Below are 18,157 nucleotides of genomic sequence, written 5' to 3'. Positions count from 1 at the left end.
CTCATGCATATCGCAGAGGGCTATCTGCCCTGGGAACACGCTGCCGCCTGGGGCGTCGCGTCGGCCCCGTTCGTCGTCCACGGCGCCCGCGCGCTCACCCGCGAGGTACGCGACAAACCCGAGAACACGCTGCTGCTCGGCGCGTCCGGCGCGTTTTCGTTCGTGCTGTCCGCGCTCAAGATCCCTTCCGTCACCGGTAGTTGCTCCCATCCCACCGGTACCGGACTGGGCGCGATCCTGTTCCGGCCGCCGATCATGGCCGTACTGGGCACGATCACCCTGCTCTTCCAGGCGTTGCTGCTCGCGCACGGCGGGCTGACCACGCTCGGCGCGAACGTGTTCTCCATGGCGATCGTCGGCCCGTGGGCCGGCTACGGCGCGTATCGGCTGGCCCGTTCGCTCCTGGACGGACGCGGCGGCACCACTCCGCTGGATGTCGCGGTGTTCGTGGGCGCGTTCGTCGCGGACCTGAGCACCTACTGCGTCACCAGCGTGCAGTTGGCCCTGGCCTTCCCCGACCCGGACAGCGGATTCGCGGGCGCGTTGGCCAAGTTCGGCGGCATCTTCTCCCTCACCCAGATCCCGCTGGCGATCAGCGAGGGTCTGCTGACCGTCCTGGTCGTGCGCTTGTTGCGGCAGTCCAGCCGCGGCGATCTGGTCCGGCTCGGTGTGGTCACGGACGCGCGGATCGCGCGCGAGGAGGAGAAGTCCAAGTGAAGCGCTCCACGAAGATCAACCTGCTGATCGTGTTGGCCGTGGTACTGCTCGCGGTCCTGCCCGTGGTGTTCGGCATGGGCGACCACAAGGACGAGCCGTTCGCGGGCGCCGACACCCAGGCGGAGACCGCGATCACCGAGAACGACCCGGACTACGAGCCGTGGTTCAGCCCGCTGTACGAACCGCCGTCCGGAGAGATCGAGTCCGGTCTGTTCGCGTTGCAGGCCGCCCTCGGCGCGGGCGTGGTCGGCTACATGTTCGGGGTCAAGCGCACCCGCCGCCGGCTCGCGCCGGATGCCTCGGACACGCCCGACGAACCGACCGCCGCTTCGGCGAATGCCGCCGGGGCGACACCCGCGGACCAGACGCCGGCATCGGTCCCGGGCCGCTGATTCCGTGCTGCCGATCGACGCGGCGGCGCACGCGAGTTCGTGGCGTCACCGCCATCCGGCCGACAAGGCCGTGCTCTCCTTCGGGCTGCTCGGGTGCGCGGTGGCACTGCCGCCGTGGCCCGGCGCGGTCCTGGTCGCGGCGACCGTCCTGGTCGTCGCGTTCGGCTTCGCGCGCGTGCCCGCCCGGCGGTTGTGGCGGGCCGCCCGCGCGCCGCTCGGATTCGCCGCCACCGGCGCGCTCGCCCTGCTCGTCACGATCGGCGCGGACGGCGTCGGCTGGGCCCCCAACGGGCCGCGCCACGCCGCCGAGTTGCTCGCCCGCTCCACCGCCGCGGGCCTGGCGATGCTGCTGTTCGCGTTCACCACACCGCTGTCGGACGTACTGCCGAGGCTGAACCGGGTGGGCGTGCCGGCCGCCGTGGTGGACGTCGCCGCGGTGATGTATCGAATGTTGTTCCTGCTCTACGACACGACCACGCGGATCAACCAGGCCCAGGCGGGCCGGCTGGGTCACCGCACCCGGCGAGCCCGTTGGCGCTCGGTGGCCGGGCTCGGCTCGGCGGTCTTCGTGCACGCGTTCGCCCGCGCCCAGCGCCTGGAGGCGGGTCTGGCCGGACGCGGCTACGACGGGCGCCTGCGGGTGCTGGTGGACGAGGTACGCGTCTCGCGGGCGTTCGTCGCGGGCTCCCTGTTCGTCGTGGCGGCGGTCGTCGCCGCCACTCTTCTCCTGGTATCGGTGGTGCCGTGATTCCGTTGCGGGTACGAGAGATCGGCTACGCCTACGAGGACGGGCCGGCCGTGTTGAGCGGGCTGTCCCTGTCCGTTCCGACCGGGCGGGCGCTGGCGCTGCTCGGGCCCAACGGCAGCGGGAAGACCACGCTGCTGCGGCTGTTGACCGGCGGCCTGACACCGGACTCGGGGCGGGTCGAACTGCACGAGGTGCCGATTCGGCACGACCGCAAGGGGCTCACCGCGCTGCGGCGGGCTGTGCAACTGGTCGTCCAGGATCCCGACGACCAGCTCTTCTCGGCGTCGGTGGCCCAGGACGTCTCGTTCGGGCCGCTCAACCTGGATCTGGACCCGGCCGAGGTGCGCTCGCGGGTGGCCGAGGCACTGGCCGCGCTCGAAATCACCGAACTGGCCGAGCGGCCCGTGCACCTGCTGTCCTTCGGCCAGCGCAAGCGGGTCGCCATCGCCGGCGCGATCGCGATGCGGCCCGAGGTGCTGGTGCTGGACGAGCCGACCGCGGGCCTGGATCCGGCCGGGCAGGAAGCGCTGTTGCACACGCTCGACCACTTGCGTGCGACCGGGACGACGGTGGTGATGGCCACCCACGACGTGGACCTCGCGCTGCGCTGGGCCGACGACGCGGCGGTCCTCGCACACGGGCGCCTGCACACCGGGCCGGCGAGCGAATTGCTCGCGGACACCGAGTTGCTGGCCGCCGCGAGCCTGCGGCCGACCTGGGCGCACGCGGCCGCCGCCGTACTGGCCGCACACGGGCTGGCCCCGGCGGGCACCCTGCCGCGCACGCCCGCCGAACTGGCGGCCCTGGCGCGTCCGGCCCCGAGCACCGCGGAGCCCGCCCACTGAGCGAACCCCGGGCCGACCTCAGCGCCGGCGCAGCAGCACCACCGCGCGGTCGTCGCCCACGTTGCGCCCGGCCGCCGCCACGATCCGGCGCGCCGCGTCGTGGAAGTCGTCCCGGACCAGCCGCTCGGCCTCACCGAGGAAACGGTCGATGCCGGTGGCGATGTCCTCGCCGGGCATCTCCACCATGCCGTCGGTGAACAACAGGAGCGCGTCGCCGGTGCCCAGCCGGCCCTTGACGCCCTCGAAGGTCGCGTCCTCGATCACCCCCAGGAGCGGGCCGACCGCCTCGATCACGTGCCAGCGCCCGGAGCCCGCGTCCCAGTGCACGCCCGGAGGGTGTCCCGCCGAGATCAACTCGTACTCGCCCGACTCCAGGTCGAGCACGACGTGCACCGCCGTCGCGAAGCCCTCCGCCCACTCCTGGCGCAACAGGTAGTCGTTCGCCGCCGGCAGGAAACCGTGCGGGGGCAACGAGCCGAGCAGCCCGCCGAACGCGCCGGACAACATCAACGCGCGCGTGCCCGCGGCCAGCCCCTTGCCGGAGACGTCGACCAGCACCACCTCGAGCACCCGCCCGCCGCCCGCGCCGCGGGAGGCGACCAGGAAGTCGCCGGAGAACGACTGCCCACCGGCCGGTCGCAGCACCACCTCGGTATGCCACTGCGGCGGCAGCACCGGCATCTCGCCCTGGGCCCGCAACCGGTCCCGCAGGTCGAACAACATCGACTCGCCACGCGTCCACTGCACGCCCAGGCGGGTCCGCATCCGGGCCATCAGCAGCACGATGCCCGCGATCGCCCCGACCACCACGATGGTGCCCGCGGTGACCTCTTCCGGGTCGTGCACCTGGTGCTGCGCGACCAGTACGCCGGCGGTGGCCGCGTACAGCAGGAGCAGGCTGGGCATCCGCAGCACCAACCCGCCGACCAGGATCGGCAGCGCCGTCATCGTGGCCGGGAACCACGACGCGTTCACATCCGAGAGCAGGCCGCACGCGGTGACCGCGGCCAGCAGTCCGGCCAGGGCGAACCCGTCGGAGGGGAAGACCCGATGCCGCAGCCAGGTCGCGACGCGCCGGCCCGAGCGCACGAGTGTCGCGCGCCTCCCGGTCCGGCTTGCCCGGTTTCCTCTGCTTGTCGGCGCGGCCACCCCGCGACACTACCGAACGGTCACCAATCGGAGGTTACGCCGACGGCTGACAGGTGGGGCACCAGAACAGATTCCGGCCGACCAACTCGGCGGTCTTGACCGGGGTTTCACACACCAAACACGGCATGTCGGTGCGCCGGTAGACGTACACCTCGCCACCGTGGTCGTCCTTGCGCGGCTCGCGGCCCATCGCCTCGGGGGTGTGCTCGGGGCGCACGGTGTCGATCCGGCCCGACAGCACGCCCTCGCGCATCAGCAGCACCAGGTCGGCCCACATCGCGTCCCAGGTCTCCCGCGCGAGCCGGTTGCCCGCCAGTCGGGGATCGACGCCGAACCGGAACAGCACCTCGGCGCGGTAGACGTTGCCCACGCCCGCGAGCACGTTCTGCTCCATCAGCAGCGCGCCGATCGGCTTCGCGCTGCGTTGGATCCGCTGCCACGCCGCCGCCGGGTCCGCGTCCGCCCGCAGCGGGTCGGGGCCCAGCCGGGCGTGCACCGCGTCCTTCTCGGCCCGGTCCAGCAGTCGGCAGGCGGTGGGGCCGCGCAGGTCGGCCCAGGCCGCGCCGCCCGGCACCTTCGCGGCCAGCCGCAGCCGGACCTGACCGACCGGGTCGGGCAGCTTGTCGCCCTCGCCGAAGGAGAACTGTCCGTACAGGCCCAGATGCACGTGGATGTAGCGCTCGCCGGAGAACTCCAGGAACAGGTGCTTCCCGTGCGCGTCGGTGGCGACCAGGGGCTCCCCGTCGAGCAGCGCCGCGCTCTCCGCGAATCGGCCCTGCGGGCTGCTCAGCCGCAGCGGCAGTCCGCCGAAGCGCTCCTGGTGGGCGGTGGCGAGACGGTGGATGGTGTGGCCCTCGGGCACGCGGCCTCCAGTGCGGCGACGAATGCGAAGTGGTGGATTCGGTGGTGAAACCCGGTGGTGGATGCGCGGTGGTGTGACGCCTCCACGCTACCGATCCGCACCGACATGGCGGCGCCCCCGACCGGACGGACCGATCGGGGGCGCCGGCGGAGCGGCCTCGGGCTACGGCAGGGTCGGCAGTTCGCCGGTGTTCTCGTACTTGGTGAGCATGTTGATCCGGCGGGTGTGCCGCTCGGCCTCGCTGTACGGGGTGTTCACGAAGACCTCGAGGAACTTCGTCGCCTCGTCGAGCGAGTGCATGCGCGCGCCCATCGAGATCACGTTCGCGTTGTTGTGCTCGCGGGCCAGCGACGCGGTCTCCTGGCTCCACACCAGGGCGCAGCGCACCCCCTTGACCTTGTTCGCCGCGATCGCCTCGCCGTTGCCGGAGCCGCCGAGCACGACGCCGAGGCTGCCCGGGTCGGCGGCCACCCGCTCGCCGGCCCGCAGGCAGAACACGGGGTAGTCGTAGGAGTCGGCCTGTACGGCCGGGCCGCAGTCGACGGCCTCGTGGCCGTTGGCGTCGAGCCACGCGATGAGGTGCTGCTTGAGGTCGTAGCCGGCATGGTCGGAGCCGAGGTAAACGCGCATGGGCCGCAGTCTCTCAGGCTCGGTCCCGAACGTCCCATCAGGGCCGGTATCCACCGGGTGGCGTGTCCGGCGCACCGGTCGGCCGAGGCGGCGCGGTGGGCGGCGGGCCCGCGGGCCTGATGGTGGTGGGGGCACCGTAGGGCGACTGCGGCGGGAGGCCGAAGGCGAGGTTGCCGGGGGCGCCGGGCGGGCCGTACGCGCCGGCTTGGCCGTAGACGGTCATCGGGGGCGGCGGGTAACCTGCCGGGCTCGCCGCCCCGCGCGCCGCGACGTAGCCGGCCGCCGCGGCCAGGCCCACCAGCCAGCCGGTGAGCAGCCCGAAGTAGGCGCCGGCCTGGATCGTGGTCATCGCGTCCTGGAAGCCCGAGACGCCGCGCCTGCGCCCGGCCTCGTCGTGCACGATCGTGAAGACGGTCAGCGAGTGCAGCGCGCCGCCGAGCACCAGCGAGAACCAGCCGACCACGAACGCCACGAAGCCGCCGGCACGCTCGCTCAGGCCGCGCGCACCGAGCGCGAGCACCGCCGCGACCACCACGAACAGCACCGCGATGCCGACATAGCCGGCGGTGACGTCCTTGGTGGTGAAGCTGACCCGGAACTCGTCACCGAGTTCGCCCTTGTCCGCGATCCACAGCGGATGGCCGATGATCCGCAGCAGCACCATGTACCACTTGTCGCTGTCGCTGCTCTCGCCCCACGACTCCTTGAACACCCACTGGTTGCCCAGTCCGGCCACGATCAGGAACGCGACGACGGTTCCGCTGATGGCGATGCGCTTGGTTGCCCCCGGTCTCATGGGACGAGAGTAGGCGTCCGCGGGTGCCGCTCGCCAAAAAAAATCGGACCCCGCCTCCCCTGACGGGGAAACGGGGCCCGACCGGTGACGGGGCGTCAGCCGCGCCGGCCGACCAGCTTCCACGCGGTGGGCAGCAGCGCCGTCGCGAGCAGGATCTTGACCGCGTCGCCGAAGAGGTAGTTCTGCATGCCGATCTCGTACGCCTTGGACATCGAGATGCCGAGGTCGTGCGCGAGGTAGGTGAGGCCGGCCGCGTAGATCACCGCGTTGCCCAGCACCATCGTGCCGACGGTGCGCAGCGGGCTGCGGTCGGTGCCGCGCTGGGCCAGGAAGCCGGCCGCGGCGGCGGCGAGCACCATGCCGAACACATAGCCCAGGGTCGGGAAGCCGGTGCCGGAGGTGCCCTCCGCGAACCACGGCATGCCCGCCGCGCCCAGACCCAGATAGAGCACCATCGCGGCGAGCCCGCGCCAGGCGCCGAGCGCGCTGCCGGCGAGCAGCACGGCGAAGGTCTGCGCGGTCACCGGGACCGGCGAGCCGGGCACCGGGACGGAGATCTGGGCGGCGAGGCCGACGAACGCGGACGCGCCGACGACCAGCGCGGCGTCGCGCACGGCGGCGCCTTTGAAGACCCGGGCCGGGATCAGGTCGGCCAGGACGGGGCGGCGCGCGTCGAGAAGGGCATTACTCACAGCTGACTCCACACTCTTGTGTTGCGGGACCCTGTGAACTTAACCAATCGGACATCGAACGATCACGGCGGCGCCCGACAACGTATCGATCCGAACATTGTCGAGCGCCACCGAAAGCACCGTGTCGAGCACCACCGACAGCGTTCGGCCGAGCGTCACAGTTGCAGCGACTTGACCTCCAGGTACTCCTCCAGGCCGAATCGACCCAGTTCGCGCCCGTTGCCGGACTGCTTGTAACCGCCGAACGGGGCAAGCGGGTTGAACGCCCCGCCGTTGATCTCCACCTGGCCGGTGCGCATCCTGCGGGCGAACGCGACCGCGGCCTCGCGGCTGGGCCCCCACACCGCGCCGGCGAGACCGTAGGGGGTGTCGTTGGCGATCCGCTCGGCCTCCTCCTCGGTGTCGTAGGCCAGGATCGACAACACCGGGCCGAAGATCTCCTCGCGCGCGATGGTCATCTCGCTGGTGACGTCGGAGAAGACCGTGGGCCGCACGTGGTAGCCGCTCTCGACGCCCTCGGGCAGTTCCGGGCCGCCGGCCACCAGGGTCGCGCCCTCCTCGATGCCCTTGGCGATGTAGCCGCGCACCCGCTCGAACTGGGTCGCGTTGACCAGCGGGCCGAGCTTTCCGGTCATCGCCGTCGCAGTCTCCGCGGCCAACTCGACCGCGCGCGGCAGGTCGTCGCGGTGCACCAGCATCCGGGTCGGCGCGCTGCACGTCTGCCCGCTGTTGAGGTACGCGCCGCCCACGCCCGCGCGCACCGCCTTCTCCAGGTCGGCGCCGGGCAGGATCACGTTGGCGGACTTGCCGCCGAGTTCGAGCGCGACCCGCTTGACCGTCGCCGAGGCGAGTTCGGACACGCGCGTGCCGGCCCTGGTCGAGCCGGTGAACGAGACCATGTCGACGTCCGGGTGGGCCGCGATGGCCTCGCCGACCACCGGTCCGGTGCCGGAGACCAGGTTGACCACGCCCGCCGGGAAGCCCGCGTCGTGCAGGATCTCGAAGAACAGGTGGGCGGCCTGCGGCGCGACCTCGCTGGCCTTGAGCACCACGGTGCAGCCCGCGACCAGCGCCGGGCCGAGCTTGTTGGTGATCTGGTGCAACGGGAAGTTCCACGGGGTGATCGCGCCGACCACGCCGACCGGTTCGCGCACCACCAGCGAGGAGCCGATGTTCTCCTCCCACGGGAACTCGTCGGCGAGCTTGACGTAGCTGCCCAGCACGACCAGCGGCAGACCCAGGTGCACCCGCTCGACCAGTGCGGCGGGCGCGCCCATGTCCGCGACGATCACCTCGGCCATCTCGGCCGAGCGCTCGGCGAGCAGGTCCCGCGCCTTCGCGAGCAGCGCGGCCCGCTCGGCCGGCGGCGTCGCCGCCCACCCGGGGAAGGCACGCCTGGCCGCGGCCACGGCCAGGTCCACGTCGGCGGGCGTGCACTGCGGCACGGTCGCCACGACCCGCTCGGTGTTCGGGTCGACGACCTCGATGGTCTCGCTCGACGAGGGAGCCGTCCACGCGCCGTCGATGTAGATCGTGTCGTAAGCCTTGGTCATGCCGCCGGACTCCTCGCCGCTCGTCACTGGGACGCAGCCGAGCGTACGTCGACACGTGTGCAATACACAGAGCCGGCCCGAGAACCCGCGCCCGGGCGCATCGGCCGCTGGGCGGGCCCGCTCAGAACCTGGACGGATCCGTGCGTCCGTGTGGGCCGTTCGACGTCCACACCAGGTCGCCACTGCGGCCGGTGACCGGGAACTCGCGGGCCAGGCCGACCTCGTGCAGGCGCGCGAGCGGCGTGAAGGACACCCCGTACTCGCCCTGACCCTTGTCGAAGCCCCAGTCCTTGTAGACCTCGACCCGATACACCAGGCGCACGTCGGGCAGCACCGGCGAGCCCGGGACCGAGGTGGTGCCGGGCAGCACCTCGATCCGGCCGGTGATCCGGTACTGGAGACCACGCATGGCCAGCCACCAGTCGGTGTCGTCACCGCGCCGGATCAGCACGCCGTGCCAGTGCGTGGTGGTCTCGAAGACGCTCTCCAGGCCCCCGCTGTCGTGCCAGCGGATCGCCGCGAGCGCCCACCACTCCTCGAAGTGGGTGAGCGCCGCGCGGCGGAACGGCTTGGCCCGCAGCGGCTGGGTCGGGTCGATCACGAACGGCGCGCCGCGCCCGACCAGGTAGTGCCGCAGCGAGGCCGCCCCCATCCGCAGTCCCACGCACCGCCACAGCGGCACGACCGCGCGCAGCCCGAAGGCGAGCGCGCGGTCGCGCAGCCGCGGCATGCGGGACCCGTAGGGGGCGTTGCCGTTGGGCGTGCACGGATCCGGCCGCCCGGTTCGGGAGGTGTGGATCACGCTGCTCTGGCGTTCCGGAGCCGTCATTTATCCAGATTAATTAGCTTTGCTTTGTTTTGTAGCGGTTTCCGGTCGACGCCGGCAGGTTTCATCCGGTCAGTCGAAGCCGGTCGAGTCGGTCAGTCGAAGATCGGCCCCTGGTCCCGGGTGCGCTTGATCTCGAAGAAGCCCGGCGTGCCCGCGACCAGCACCACACCATCCCAGAGCTTGCCCGCGTCCTCGCCCTTGGGCGCCGGCGTCACCACCGGGCCGAAGAACGACACGCCGTTGACGCTGATCACCGGGGTGCCGACGTCCATGCCCACCCGGTCCATGCCGTCGTGGTGCGACTTGATCAGCGCCTCGTCGTACTCGGTCGAGTCGGCGGCGTCGGCGAGTTCGGTGGGCAGCCCGGCCTCGGTGAGCGCGGCCTCGATCACCTCGCGCGTGAACTCCTCACCACCCGGGTGTCGGCGGGTGCCCAGCGCGGTGTACAGCGGCAGCAGCACCTCGTTGCCGAAGCGCTGCTCGGCGGCGATGCACACGCGCACCGGCCCCCAGCCCCGCTCCAGCATCTCCTTGTACGCGTCCGGGATGTCGTCCCGGCCGCTGTTGAGCACGGACAGGCTCATCACGTGCCACTGCACGTCCACAGGGCGGATCTTCTCCACCTCGAGCATCCAGCGGGAGGTCATCCACGCCCACGGACACAGCGGGTCGAACCAAAAGTGCGCTATGTCGCGGGCGGATCCGTCGTCCTTGGTGGTCACAGCGGGGTTCCTCTCGATCCTGATACCTGGTGCGCGGTGCCTCGCGCCCGACCGCGCCGTGCGCGTGGCCGAACGCCGGACGGCGGGCCGGCCGTCGATGCTGTGCAACCCGCGAGGGCACCGTGCCATTCCTGCCGACCGGGACAATCCCCGCGGCGCCGCGCGCCCACCCCGACCGACGGCGTCCCCGCCGCCGCGAATCCGGCCGGGAAACCGGGCCGACACCGTCGCCCCCGCCGTGAAAGGATCGGCCGGGACCGCAGCCAACCAGGGAGTGATCCAGTGCCCGGCAGGAACCTGACCCGCGAGGAGGCCCGCACGCGGGCCCGGATCCTGAGCGTCGAGGACTACGACGTCAGGCTCGACGTCAGCACCGACAGCACGGAGACGTTCCGCTCCGAGACGGTGCTCCGTTTCGGATGCCGAGAGGCGGGTGCGGCCACGTTCGTGGATCTGCTCGCCCCGCACGTACACGAGGTCGTGCTCAACGGCCGCGAGCTCGACCCCGCGCAGGTCTTCGACGGCACCCGGGTGCTGCTGGACGACCTGGTCGAGGGCGCCAACGAACTGCGTGTGCTCGCGTCGTGCGCCTACAGCCGCACCGGCGAGGGCCTGCACCGCTTCGTCGACCCGGTCGACGAGCGGGTCTACCTCTACACCCAGTACGAGCCGGCCGACTCGCGCCGGGTGTTCGCGAACTTCGAACAGCCGGACCTCAAGGCCGCGTTCCGCTTCTCGGTGACCGCGCCGGCCGACTGGCACGTGGTCTCGAACTCGACCACGCCGGACCCGGTGCCGGTCCGCGACGGGGTCGCCCGCTGGGACTTCGCGCCGACGCCGCGCATCTCCACCTACCTGACAGCGGTCGTGGCCGGTCCCTACCACGCGGTCTTCGACACCTACACCGGCCCCGACGGCCTCGTCGTCCCGCTCGGCGGGTTCTGCCGCGCGTCGCTGGCCGACGCCTTCGACCACGAGGAGATCTTCGAGGTCACCCGGCAGGGCCTGGACCTGTTCCACGACCGGTTCGACTTCCCGTACCCGTTCGGCAAGTACGACCAGCTCTTCGTGCCCGAGTACAACCTCGGCGCGATGGAGAACCCGGGCGCGGTCACCTTCACCGAGGACTTCGTCTTCCGCTCCAAGGTCACCGACTCGGCGTACGAGAACCGCGCCAACGTGATCCTGCACGAGATGGCCCACATGTGGTTCGGCGACCTGGTCACCCCGCGCTGGTGGGACGACCTGTGGCTGAAGGAGTCCTTCGCGGACTTCATGGGCTCCTACTCGCAGGGTGCGGCCACCCGCTGGACCGACGCGTGGACCAGCTTCGCCGCGCGACGCAAGGACTGGGCGTACCGCCAGGACCAGTTGCCCACCACCCACCCGATCGTGGCGGTGATCAACGACCTGGAGGACGCCAAGCTCAACTTCGACGGGATCACCTACGCCAAGGGCGCCTCGGTGCTCAAGCAACTGGTCGCCTACGTGGGCGAGGACGAGTTCTTCGCGGGTGCCCGGTCGTACTTCAAGCGGCACGCGTGGGGCAACACCACGCTCGCCGACTTCCTCTCCGCCCTGGAGGAGACCTCCGGTCGCGACCTCAAGTCCTGGTCGGCGGACTGGCTGGAGACCTCCGGCGTGAACACGCTGCGGCCCGCGATCGAGACCGACGCGGACGGCGTGATCACCTCGTTCGCGGTGCTCCAGGAGGCCGCCCCGGGGTTCCCCACACTGCGTCCGCACCGGATCGCGATCGGCCTGTACGACGGCGCCGAACGCGTCGCCCGGGTCGAGGTGGACGTGGTCGGCGCGCGCACCGAGGTGCCCGAGCTGGTCGGCCGCGCCCGCACCCCGCTGATCCTGCTCAACGACGACGACCTCACCTACGCGAAGGTGCGCTTCGACGCGCGGTCGTGGCAGGCCCTGCTCGACTCGCTCGGCGAGCTGGACTCCTCGCTCGCCCGCGCCCTGTGCTGGGGCGCGGCCTGGGACATGACCCGGGACGGCGAGCTGCCCGCGAGCGAGTATCTGGCGCTGGTGCTGCGGCACGCCGGCCGGGAGAGCGACGTGGGCGTGGTGCAAAAGCTTCAGGTGCAGGTCAAGACCGGCCTGGACCGCTACACCGACCCCGCGTTCCGGGCCGAGGGCCTGCGCCTGCTCGCGGCCGGTGCGCTGGCCGAGCTCAGGGCCGCACCGGTCGGCGGCGACCACCAACTGGCCTGGGCCCGTTGCCTGGCCTCGGCGTCCTCGACCACCGAGGAACTCTCCTTCCTGCGCGACCTGTTGACCGGTGACGCCGAGATCGCCGGGCTGGCGGTGGACACCGAGCTGCGCTGGGTGCTGTTGCGCGCGTTGTGCGCGGGCGGCGCCGCCGACGAGCCCGACATCACCGCCGAGGTCGAGCGCGACGGCACCGCGGCGGGCCGCCGGCACGCGATCGAGTGCCGGGCCGCGCGACCCACCGCGGCGGCCAAGGCCGAGGCGTGGCGGCTCGTGGTGGAGACCGACGAGCTGCCCAACGCGATGCTCAACGCGGTGATCGCGGGCTTCGCCACGCCCGGCCAGGAAGAGCTGACCGAGCCGTACACCGACCGCTACTTCGCCGCGCTCGCGCCGGTCTGGCGGGACCGTTCGATCGAGATCGCCCGCCGGATCGTGGTCGGCCTGTACCCGTCGGGTCGAGTCGACGCCGACACGCTGCGCCGGACCGACGACTGGCTGGCCGCGGCCGAGCCGGTGCCGGCGCTGCGCCGGCTGGTGCTGGAATGCCGCGACGACGTGGCGCGTGCGCTCAAGGCTCGAAAGCGCGACCAGCGGAACTGAAAAACCTTCGCGGACCCCGCCGTCATCCCGGGCGGGGTCCGATCCGTCGGCCGCCCCTTCCCGGCGGCGCCCATCCCACAAGGAGCGCAGCGTGCCCGGTACCAATCTGACGCGTGACGAAGCCCGCGAGCGGGCTCGGATACTGTCCGTCGACTCGTACGACATCACCCTCGACCTGACCGGCACCGGTGCGACGTTCCCGTCCACGACCGTGCTGAGGTTCGGGTGTACCGAGCCCGGCGCGACGACGTTCGTCGATCTGGTCGCCCCCGAGGTGCACGAGATCACCCTCAACGGCAAGGCGCTCGACGTCTCCTCGGTGTACGCGGACAGCCGGATCGCGCTGACCGACCTCGCCGAGAGCAACGAGCTGCGCGTCGTCGCGTCCTGCGCGTACATGAACACCGGCGAGGGCCTGCACCGCTTCGTCGACCCGGTCGACGACAAGACCTACCTCTACACCCAGTTCGAGGTGGCTGACGCGCGCCGGGTGTTCGCCAACTTCGAACAGCCGGATCTGAAGGCCACCTTCGCCTTCACGATCAGTGCCCCGAGCGACTGGCACGTGGTCTCCTGCTCACCCACCCCCGAGCCCTCGGCCGGCGCCGACGGCACCTCGGTGTGGGCGTTCGAGCCGACCCCGCGGATCTCCACGTACATCACCGCGCTGGTGGCGGGCCACTACCACGCGGTCCAGGACAGCTATACGGCCGAGGACGGCACCGTCGTCCCGCTCGGCGTGTACTGCCGAGCCTCGCTCGCGCCGTTCCTGGACGCGGACAACATCTTCGACGTCACCAAGCAGGGCTTCGACTACTTCCTGAAGCAGTTCGACTTCCCGTACCCGTTCGCGAAGTACGACCAGCTCTTCGTGCCCGAGTACAACGCGGGCGCGATGGAGAACGCGGGCTGCGTGACGATCCTGGAGGACTACGTCTTCCGCTCGAAGGTCACCGACACGTCCTACGAGACGCGTGCCGAGACCATCCTGCACGAGCTCGCGCACATGTGGTTCGGCGACCTGGTCACCATGCAGTGGTGGGACGACCTGTGGCTGAACGAGTCGTTCGCCACCTACGCGTCGGTGCGCTGCCAGGCCGAGGTGACCCGCTGGTCGCACGCGTGGGCCACGTTCGGCAACCGGATGAAGACCTGGGCCTACCGGCAGGACCAACTGCCGTCCACGCACCCGATCTTCGCGGACATCCGGGACCTGGAGGACGTCGAGGTCAACTTCGACGGGATCACCTACGCCAAGGGCGCCTCGGTGCTCAAGCAACTGGTCGCCTACGTGGGCAGCGAGAACTTCTTCGCGGGCGTGCGGACGTACTTCAAGAAGCACGCCTGGGGCAACAGCCGGCTGGCCGACCTGCTCGGCGCACTGGAGGAGACCTCGGGCCGGGACCTGAAGGCGTGGTCGCGCGAGTGGCTGGAGACCGCCGGCGTGAACACGCTGCGGCCCGCGATCGAGACCTCCTCGGACGGCCTGATCACCTCGTTCGCGGTGCTCCAGGAGGCTCCGCGGGAGTGGCCGACGCTGCGCTCGCACCGGATCGCGATCGGCTTCTACGACCGCACCGACGCGGGCCTGGTCCGCACCCACCGCCTGGAGCTGGACATCACCGGCGCCCGGACCGAGGTCGCGGACCTGGTCGGCCTGACCAGGCCGGCCGTCGTGCTGCTCAACGACGACGACCTGACCTACACCAAGATCCGGCTCGACGAGGAGTCGCTCGCGTTCGTCACCGACGCGATCGGCGAGTTCGTCGACCCGCTGCCGCGCGCGCTGTGCTGGGCGGCCGCGTGGGACATGACGCGCGACGCGGAGATGGCGACGCGCGACTACCTCAAGCTGGTGCTGGCCGGCGCGGGCGGCGAAAAGGACATCAACATCGTCCAGTCGCTCCAGCGCCAGGTCACCAGCGCGCTGGAGTTGTACGCCGACCCGGCGCACCGCGAGCGCTCGCTGGCCGAACTCGCGGTGGCGGCCGAGCGGTTCCTGCGCGCGGCCGAGCCGGGCAGCGACCACCAGCTCGCCTGGGCCCGCTGCCTGGCGTCGGTGGCCGCGCGGCAGGACCACCTGCAGCTCCTGCGCGGGCTGCTGGACGGCGGGGAGCGGATCGAGGGCCTGGCCGTCGACGCGGACCTGCGCTGGGCGCTGCTGCTGCGGTTGTCCGCGACGGGCGTGGCGACCGACGCCGACGTGGACGCCGAGGTGGAGCGGGACTCGACCGCGGCCGGACAGCGGCACGCGGCGGCCTGCCGCGCGGCGCGACCGACCGCCGCGGCCAAGGACGAGGCGTGGGCTTCGGTGGTCGAATCCGACGCGCTGCCCAACGCGATCCAGGCGGCGGTGATCGGCGGCTTCGTCCAGCCGGCCCAGCGCGACCTGCTCGCGACCTACACCGACCGGTACTTCGCCGCGATCGCGGACGTGTGGAAGACCCGCACCAACGAGATCGCCCAGCAGATCGTGATCGGCCTGTACCCGACCCTCCAGGTCACCGCCGACACCCTGGACCGCACCGACGCGTGGCTCGCGGCGGCGGAACACCCGGCCGGGCTGCGGCGCCTGGTGGTGGAGAGCCGCGACGGGGTGGCCCGGGCGCTTCGGGCGCGGGCGCGCGACACACGTTAGCCGTGCGGCGCGGGTTGCCGGCCTGCGGCCCGGCCTTGGCCTCGACGTCGAGCGCCGGCCGGGCTACTTGGCCTCGAACGCCGGCCGGGCTGTTGATCAGCCCGGCCGGCGGTCGACGCCGGCGGGTGGCGGTCGAGGCCGGTGGTGGTCGGTTTGCACGGAAGGGTCAACCCGGTGCGCGGGTGTGGGTGTGCGCCCGGTAGCGTGGGTTTCGTGGTGAACAGGAATGCACTTCGCGCCGGGGCCGTGTCGGCCGTTGTCACGCTCATGTCGCTGATTTCGGCGCCGGCGTTCGCGAACGTCCGCGACGACGGCGACGACCCGGCTCCCAAGCTGGGTATCGGCGAGACCCTCGGGATCTTCGTCGGCATCCCGATCCTGTCCTTCCTGATCATCGCGGGTCTCGTGATGCTTCCGGACATCATCAAGAAGAAGCACTGACGTTCGACCGAAGCCGCCGACCGGGTCCGCACCCGGTCGGCGGCTTCGGCGCGTCCGCCCTCTACAGGCCGCGAAACGCCCGGGCCAGCGACACCGCGCGCGGGTTGACCGGCAGGTCCTCCAGGTAGACGTGCCGGCCCTCGCCGTCGGCCACCGGCAACAACCAGTTCGGGTACTGGTTCCAGGTGCCCGGCAGGTTCTGCGGTCGGCGATCGCCGACCCCGTCCGGCAGCCACACGCCCAGCAGTCGGCACGGCGTCGCGGCGAGCAGTCGGTGCAGGGCCTCGATCGTCTCCCGCTCGCCCGCGCCGGGCCGCAGGTAGCCGCGCCGGCGCAGCAGTTCGAGCCACTGCTCACGGTCGGCGAGGTCTTCGGCGCGTTCGGTCTCCGCATCCCGTACCAGCAGGCTCAGCCGCTCCCACAGATCGATGTGCTCGCCCGCGAGCCGGGCCGCGGTGGGGGGCAGGTCGTGCGTGGTCACCGTGGCCAGCGAGCCGGCCCGCCACTGCTCCGGTGGCAACGGCCGCCCCTTGTCGTCGCGTTCGAACCACAACACCGACGTGCCCAGGATGCCGCGCTCGGCCAGATAGGTGCGCACCCACGGCTCCACCGTGCCCAGGTCCTCGCCGATCACCACCGCTCCCGCGCGGTGCGCCTCCAGTGCCAGAATGCCGACCATCGCCTCGTGGTCGTAGCGCACGTAGGCGCCCTGGGCCGGGCTGTTGCCCTTGGGGACCCACCAGAACCGGAACAACCCGAGTACGTGGTCCACCCGCACCGCGCCGGCGTGCCGGAACACCGCGCGCAACAGTTCGCGATACGGCGCGTAGCCCACCTCGGCCAACCGCAGCGGGTGCCACGGCGGCTGGTTCCAGTCCTGGCCGATCTGGTTCATCGCGTCCGGCGGCGCACCGCCGGTGGCGCCCAGGGCGAGCACCCGGCCGCCGCGCTCGGAGCCCAGCACCCACGCGTCCGCGCCGTCGGGATGCACGCCGACCGCGAGGTCGTGCACGATGCCCACCGCCATGCCCGCGGCGGTCGCCGCGTCCTGCGCGGCCCGCGACTGGTCGGCCAGCACCCACTGGGTCCACCGGTGGAAGTCGATCGCGCCGGCGAGCCGTTCGCGCTCGGCGTCGACCTCGGCCGCGTCCGGGTCGTGCAGTTCCTCGGGCCAGGAGCGCCAGGACGGGCCGTACTCCTCCACCAGCGCGCACCACGTGGCGAAGTCGGTCAGCCACTGGCCCTCGCGCGCGACGAACGCGCGGTAGTCGGCGTCCCGTCCCAGGCTGCGCGGCACCTTGTGGACCAGCGCGAGCGCCTCCCGCTTGGCCACCCGTACCGCGTCCCGGTCCAGGTGCTCGGCGCCGTCGTGCCCGTCCCCCGCCGCGGCCCTGAGCTCCTCGGCGACCGCGCGCTCGACCGGGGTCAGGTAGGCGAACTCGGGGATGGCCTCGACCCGGACGTACATCGGGTCCGGGAAGCGTCGGCTCACCGGCAGATACGGCGATGCCTCCACCGGCGGCACCGGCGAGGCCGCGTGCAGCGGGTTGACCAGCACGAAGCCGGCGCCCTGGGTGCGCGCCGACCACACCGCCAGGTCGGCGAGATCGGCCAGATCGCCGATTCCCCACGACCGGCGCGAGGGCAGCGAGTAGAGCTGGACCATGTATCCCCACGAGCGCCGCTCGGGCGTGGGCAACACGGCCGGGGTGATCGCGACCGGGCACGAGGCGCGGACGTCCTCGCCGCCCGTGCTCGGCACGCCGCCCGAGCCGAGCGACTCCTCGGGTTCGGGCGAGCAGCGCGCGTGCAGGGTGTGCCAGCCCAGGGGCAGGTCGCCGGGAATCCGGTGCCCGCCGACCGGGTCACCGAGCGGTCCACGGTCCGGTCCGGGGCCGAGGTCACGCCGTATCCCGCCGTTTTCCAGTTCGAGCCACAGGTCGACCCGGTGTCCGGCCGGCACGTTGACGGTGAATCCGGCCGCGCGGCCCGAGCGCAGCACCAGAACCGGCGGCAACAACCGGGTCCGACGCAGTTCCTCGTGCGCGGCGAGTGCGGCCCGGGCGCTCTCGGGTGTCGACGCGTCCACCCCGAGCGCACCGAGCACCGCTATCACCGTCGCCGGGTCGGCGTGCACGACCTCGCCGCGCCACCCCTGATACTCCGTGGCCACGCCGAACGCGGAGGCGAGCCGGACCAATTCGGGAGACAGTTGCGATACGCGTGGTTCCTCCATGCCCGCGAGCATCGCACCCGAACGGCTCCGGTGTCGGCGTGTCCGGCCGACACGCGACGTGGTGTGTCGGGTTCCGGACCG

At 71.9% G+C, this 18,157-nt stretch carries 16 protein-coding genes; 7 read left to right on the top strand and 9 right to left on the bottom strand.

Going from position 1 to position 18,157, the window contains the following annotated elements; translation table 11 throughout:
• Positions 1-3: 3 nt before the first annotated feature.
• From ACIRL2_RS23130 to ACIRL2_RS23115, 4 genes are read left to right on the top strand one after another with little or no spacing between them, the layout of a single operon-like run.
• Entirely contained in the window at positions 4-717 is a 714-nt protein-coding gene (locus ACIRL2_RS23130; protein ID WP_395862965.1) for an energy-coupling factor ABC transporter permease, read from the top strand.
• Positions 714-1,109 (top strand): energy-coupling factor ABC transporter substrate-binding protein, encoded by a 396-nt coding sequence (locus ACIRL2_RS23125; RefSeq protein WP_395862968.1) that lies wholly within the window; start codon positions 714-716, stop codon positions 1,107-1,109. Before ACIRL2_RS23130 ends, ACIRL2_RS23125 begins: the two co-directional genes overlap by 4 nt.
• A gap of 4 nt (positions 1,110-1,113) precedes the next feature.
• Positions 1,114-1,857, top strand: a complete 744-nt coding sequence (cbiQ, locus tag ACIRL2_RS23120; protein WP_402234267.1) for a cobalt ECF transporter T component CbiQ — start codon at positions 1,114-1,116, stop codon at positions 1,855-1,857.
• Positions 1,854-2,702, top strand: a complete 849-nt coding sequence (locus ACIRL2_RS23115; RefSeq protein WP_402234265.1) for an energy-coupling factor ABC transporter ATP-binding protein — start codon at positions 1,854-1,856, stop codon at positions 2,700-2,702. The genes cbiQ and ACIRL2_RS23115 overlap by 4 nt, the downstream gene beginning before the upstream one ends.
• Before the next feature lie 18 nt (positions 2,703-2,720).
• Here the strand turns inward: ACIRL2_RS23115 and ACIRL2_RS23110 are convergent, their stop codons facing one another.
• From ACIRL2_RS23110 to ACIRL2_RS23075, 8 genes are all read right to left on the bottom strand, one after another.
• A complete protein-coding gene (locus tag ACIRL2_RS23110) occupies positions 2,721-3,791 on the bottom strand; it encodes a PP2C family protein-serine/threonine phosphatase (RefSeq protein WP_395862974.1) in 1,071 nt (356 codons plus the stop codon).
• 94 nt (positions 3,792-3,885) lie between these two features.
• Positions 3,886-4,713: an Fpg/Nei family DNA glycosylase gene (locus ACIRL2_RS23105; RefSeq protein WP_395862976.1), complete on the bottom strand. Its 828-nt coding sequence runs from the start codon at positions 4,711-4,713 to the stop codon at positions 3,886-3,888.
• A 162-nt stretch (positions 4,714-4,875) separates the two neighbouring features.
• Positions 4,876-5,343 (bottom strand): ribose-5-phosphate isomerase, encoded by a 468-nt coding sequence (locus ACIRL2_RS23100; RefSeq protein WP_395862978.1) that lies wholly within the window; start codon positions 5,341-5,343, stop codon positions 4,876-4,878.
• Between the two features lie 37 nt (positions 5,344-5,380).
• Positions 5,381-6,139: a hypothetical protein gene (locus ACIRL2_RS23095; RefSeq protein WP_395862980.1), complete on the bottom strand. Its 759-nt coding sequence runs from the start codon at positions 6,137-6,139 to the stop codon at positions 5,381-5,383.
• Between the two features lie 95 nt (positions 6,140-6,234).
• On the bottom strand, positions 6,235-6,831 hold the full coding sequence (locus ACIRL2_RS23090; protein WP_402234264.1) for a biotin transporter BioY: 597 nt from the start codon (positions 6,829-6,831) through the stop codon (positions 6,235-6,237).
• 155 nt (positions 6,832-6,986) lie between these two features.
• Positions 6,987-8,384: an aldehyde dehydrogenase family protein gene (locus ACIRL2_RS23085; RefSeq protein ID WP_402234263.1), complete on the bottom strand. Its 1,398-nt coding sequence runs from the start codon at positions 8,382-8,384 to the stop codon at positions 6,987-6,989.
• Positions 8,385-8,505: 121 nt separating this feature from the next.
• Positions 8,506-9,213, bottom strand: coding sequence for a hypothetical protein (locus ACIRL2_RS23080; RefSeq protein WP_402234261.1), 708 nt, complete (start codon positions 9,211-9,213; stop codon positions 8,506-8,508).
• A 92-nt stretch (positions 9,214-9,305) separates the two neighbouring features.
• Positions 9,306-9,935, bottom strand: coding sequence for a disulfide bond formation protein DsbA (locus ACIRL2_RS23075; RefSeq protein ID WP_395862987.1), 630 nt, complete (start codon positions 9,933-9,935; stop codon positions 9,306-9,308).
• A gap of 282 nt (positions 9,936-10,217) precedes the next feature.
• Here ACIRL2_RS23075 and pepN (ACIRL2_RS23070) point away from each other — a divergent pair, with 282 nt between their 5' ends.
• The 3 genes from pepN (ACIRL2_RS23070) (at position 10,218) to ACIRL2_RS23060 (ending at position 15,840) form a co-directional block, all read left to right on the top strand.
• Positions 10,218-12,761: an aminopeptidase N gene (gene pepN, locus ACIRL2_RS23070; protein WP_395862989.1), complete on the top strand. Its 2,544-nt coding sequence runs from the start codon at positions 10,218-10,220 to the stop codon at positions 12,759-12,761.
• Positions 12,762-12,852: 91 nt separating this feature from the next.
• Positions 12,853-15,399: an aminopeptidase N gene (gene pepN / locus ACIRL2_RS23065; protein ID WP_402234259.1), complete on the top strand. Its 2,547-nt coding sequence runs from the start codon at positions 12,853-12,855 to the stop codon at positions 15,397-15,399.
• 267 nt (positions 15,400-15,666) lie between these two features.
• On the top strand, positions 15,667-15,840 hold the full coding sequence (locus ACIRL2_RS23060; RefSeq protein WP_395862992.1) for a hypothetical protein: 174 nt from the start codon (positions 15,667-15,669) through the stop codon (positions 15,838-15,840).
• Between the two features lie 61 nt (positions 15,841-15,901).
• Here ACIRL2_RS23060 and malQ read toward each other — a convergent pair whose 3' ends face one another.
• Positions 15,902-18,076: a 4-alpha-glucanotransferase gene (malQ, locus tag ACIRL2_RS23055; RefSeq protein ID WP_395862994.1), complete on the bottom strand. Its 2,175-nt coding sequence runs from the start codon at positions 18,074-18,076 to the stop codon at positions 15,902-15,904.
• Positions 18,077-18,157: the final 81 nt, after the last annotated feature.

Source organism: Embleya sp. NPDC127516 (assembly GCF_044765325.1).
Classification (GTDB): domain Bacteria; phylum Actinomycetota; class Actinomycetes; order Streptomycetales; family Streptomycetaceae; genus Embleya.
This window is presented reverse-complemented; position numbering and strand designations above follow the sequence as displayed.

Coding starts and splice junctions, on each gene's coding strand:
- ACIRL2_RS23095 (WP_395862980.1), bottom strand. CDS start 6,139: ATGAGACCGGGGGCAACCAAGCGCATCGCCATCAGCGGAACCGTCGTC.
- ACIRL2_RS23080 (WP_402234261.1), bottom strand. CDS start 9,213: ATGACGGCTCCGGAACGCCAGAGCAGCGTGATCCACACCTCCCGAACC.
- ACIRL2_RS23130 (WP_395862965.1), top strand. CDS start 4: ATGCATATCGCAGAGGGCTATCTGCCCTGGGAACACGCTGCCGCCTGG.
- ACIRL2_RS23085 (WP_402234263.1), bottom strand. CDS start 8,384: ATGACCAAGGCTTACGACACGATCTACATCGACGGCGCGTGGACGGCT.
- ACIRL2_RS23100 (WP_395862978.1), bottom strand. CDS start 5,343: ATGCGCGTTTACCTCGGCTCCGACCATGCCGGCTACGACCTCAAGCAG.
- malQ (WP_395862994.1), bottom strand. CDS start 18,076: ATGGAGGAACCACGCGTATCGCAACTGTCTCCCGAATTGGTCCGGCTC.
- ACIRL2_RS23060 (WP_395862992.1), top strand. CDS start 15,667: ATGTCGCTGATTTCGGCGCCGGCGTTCGCGAACGTCCGCGACGACGGC.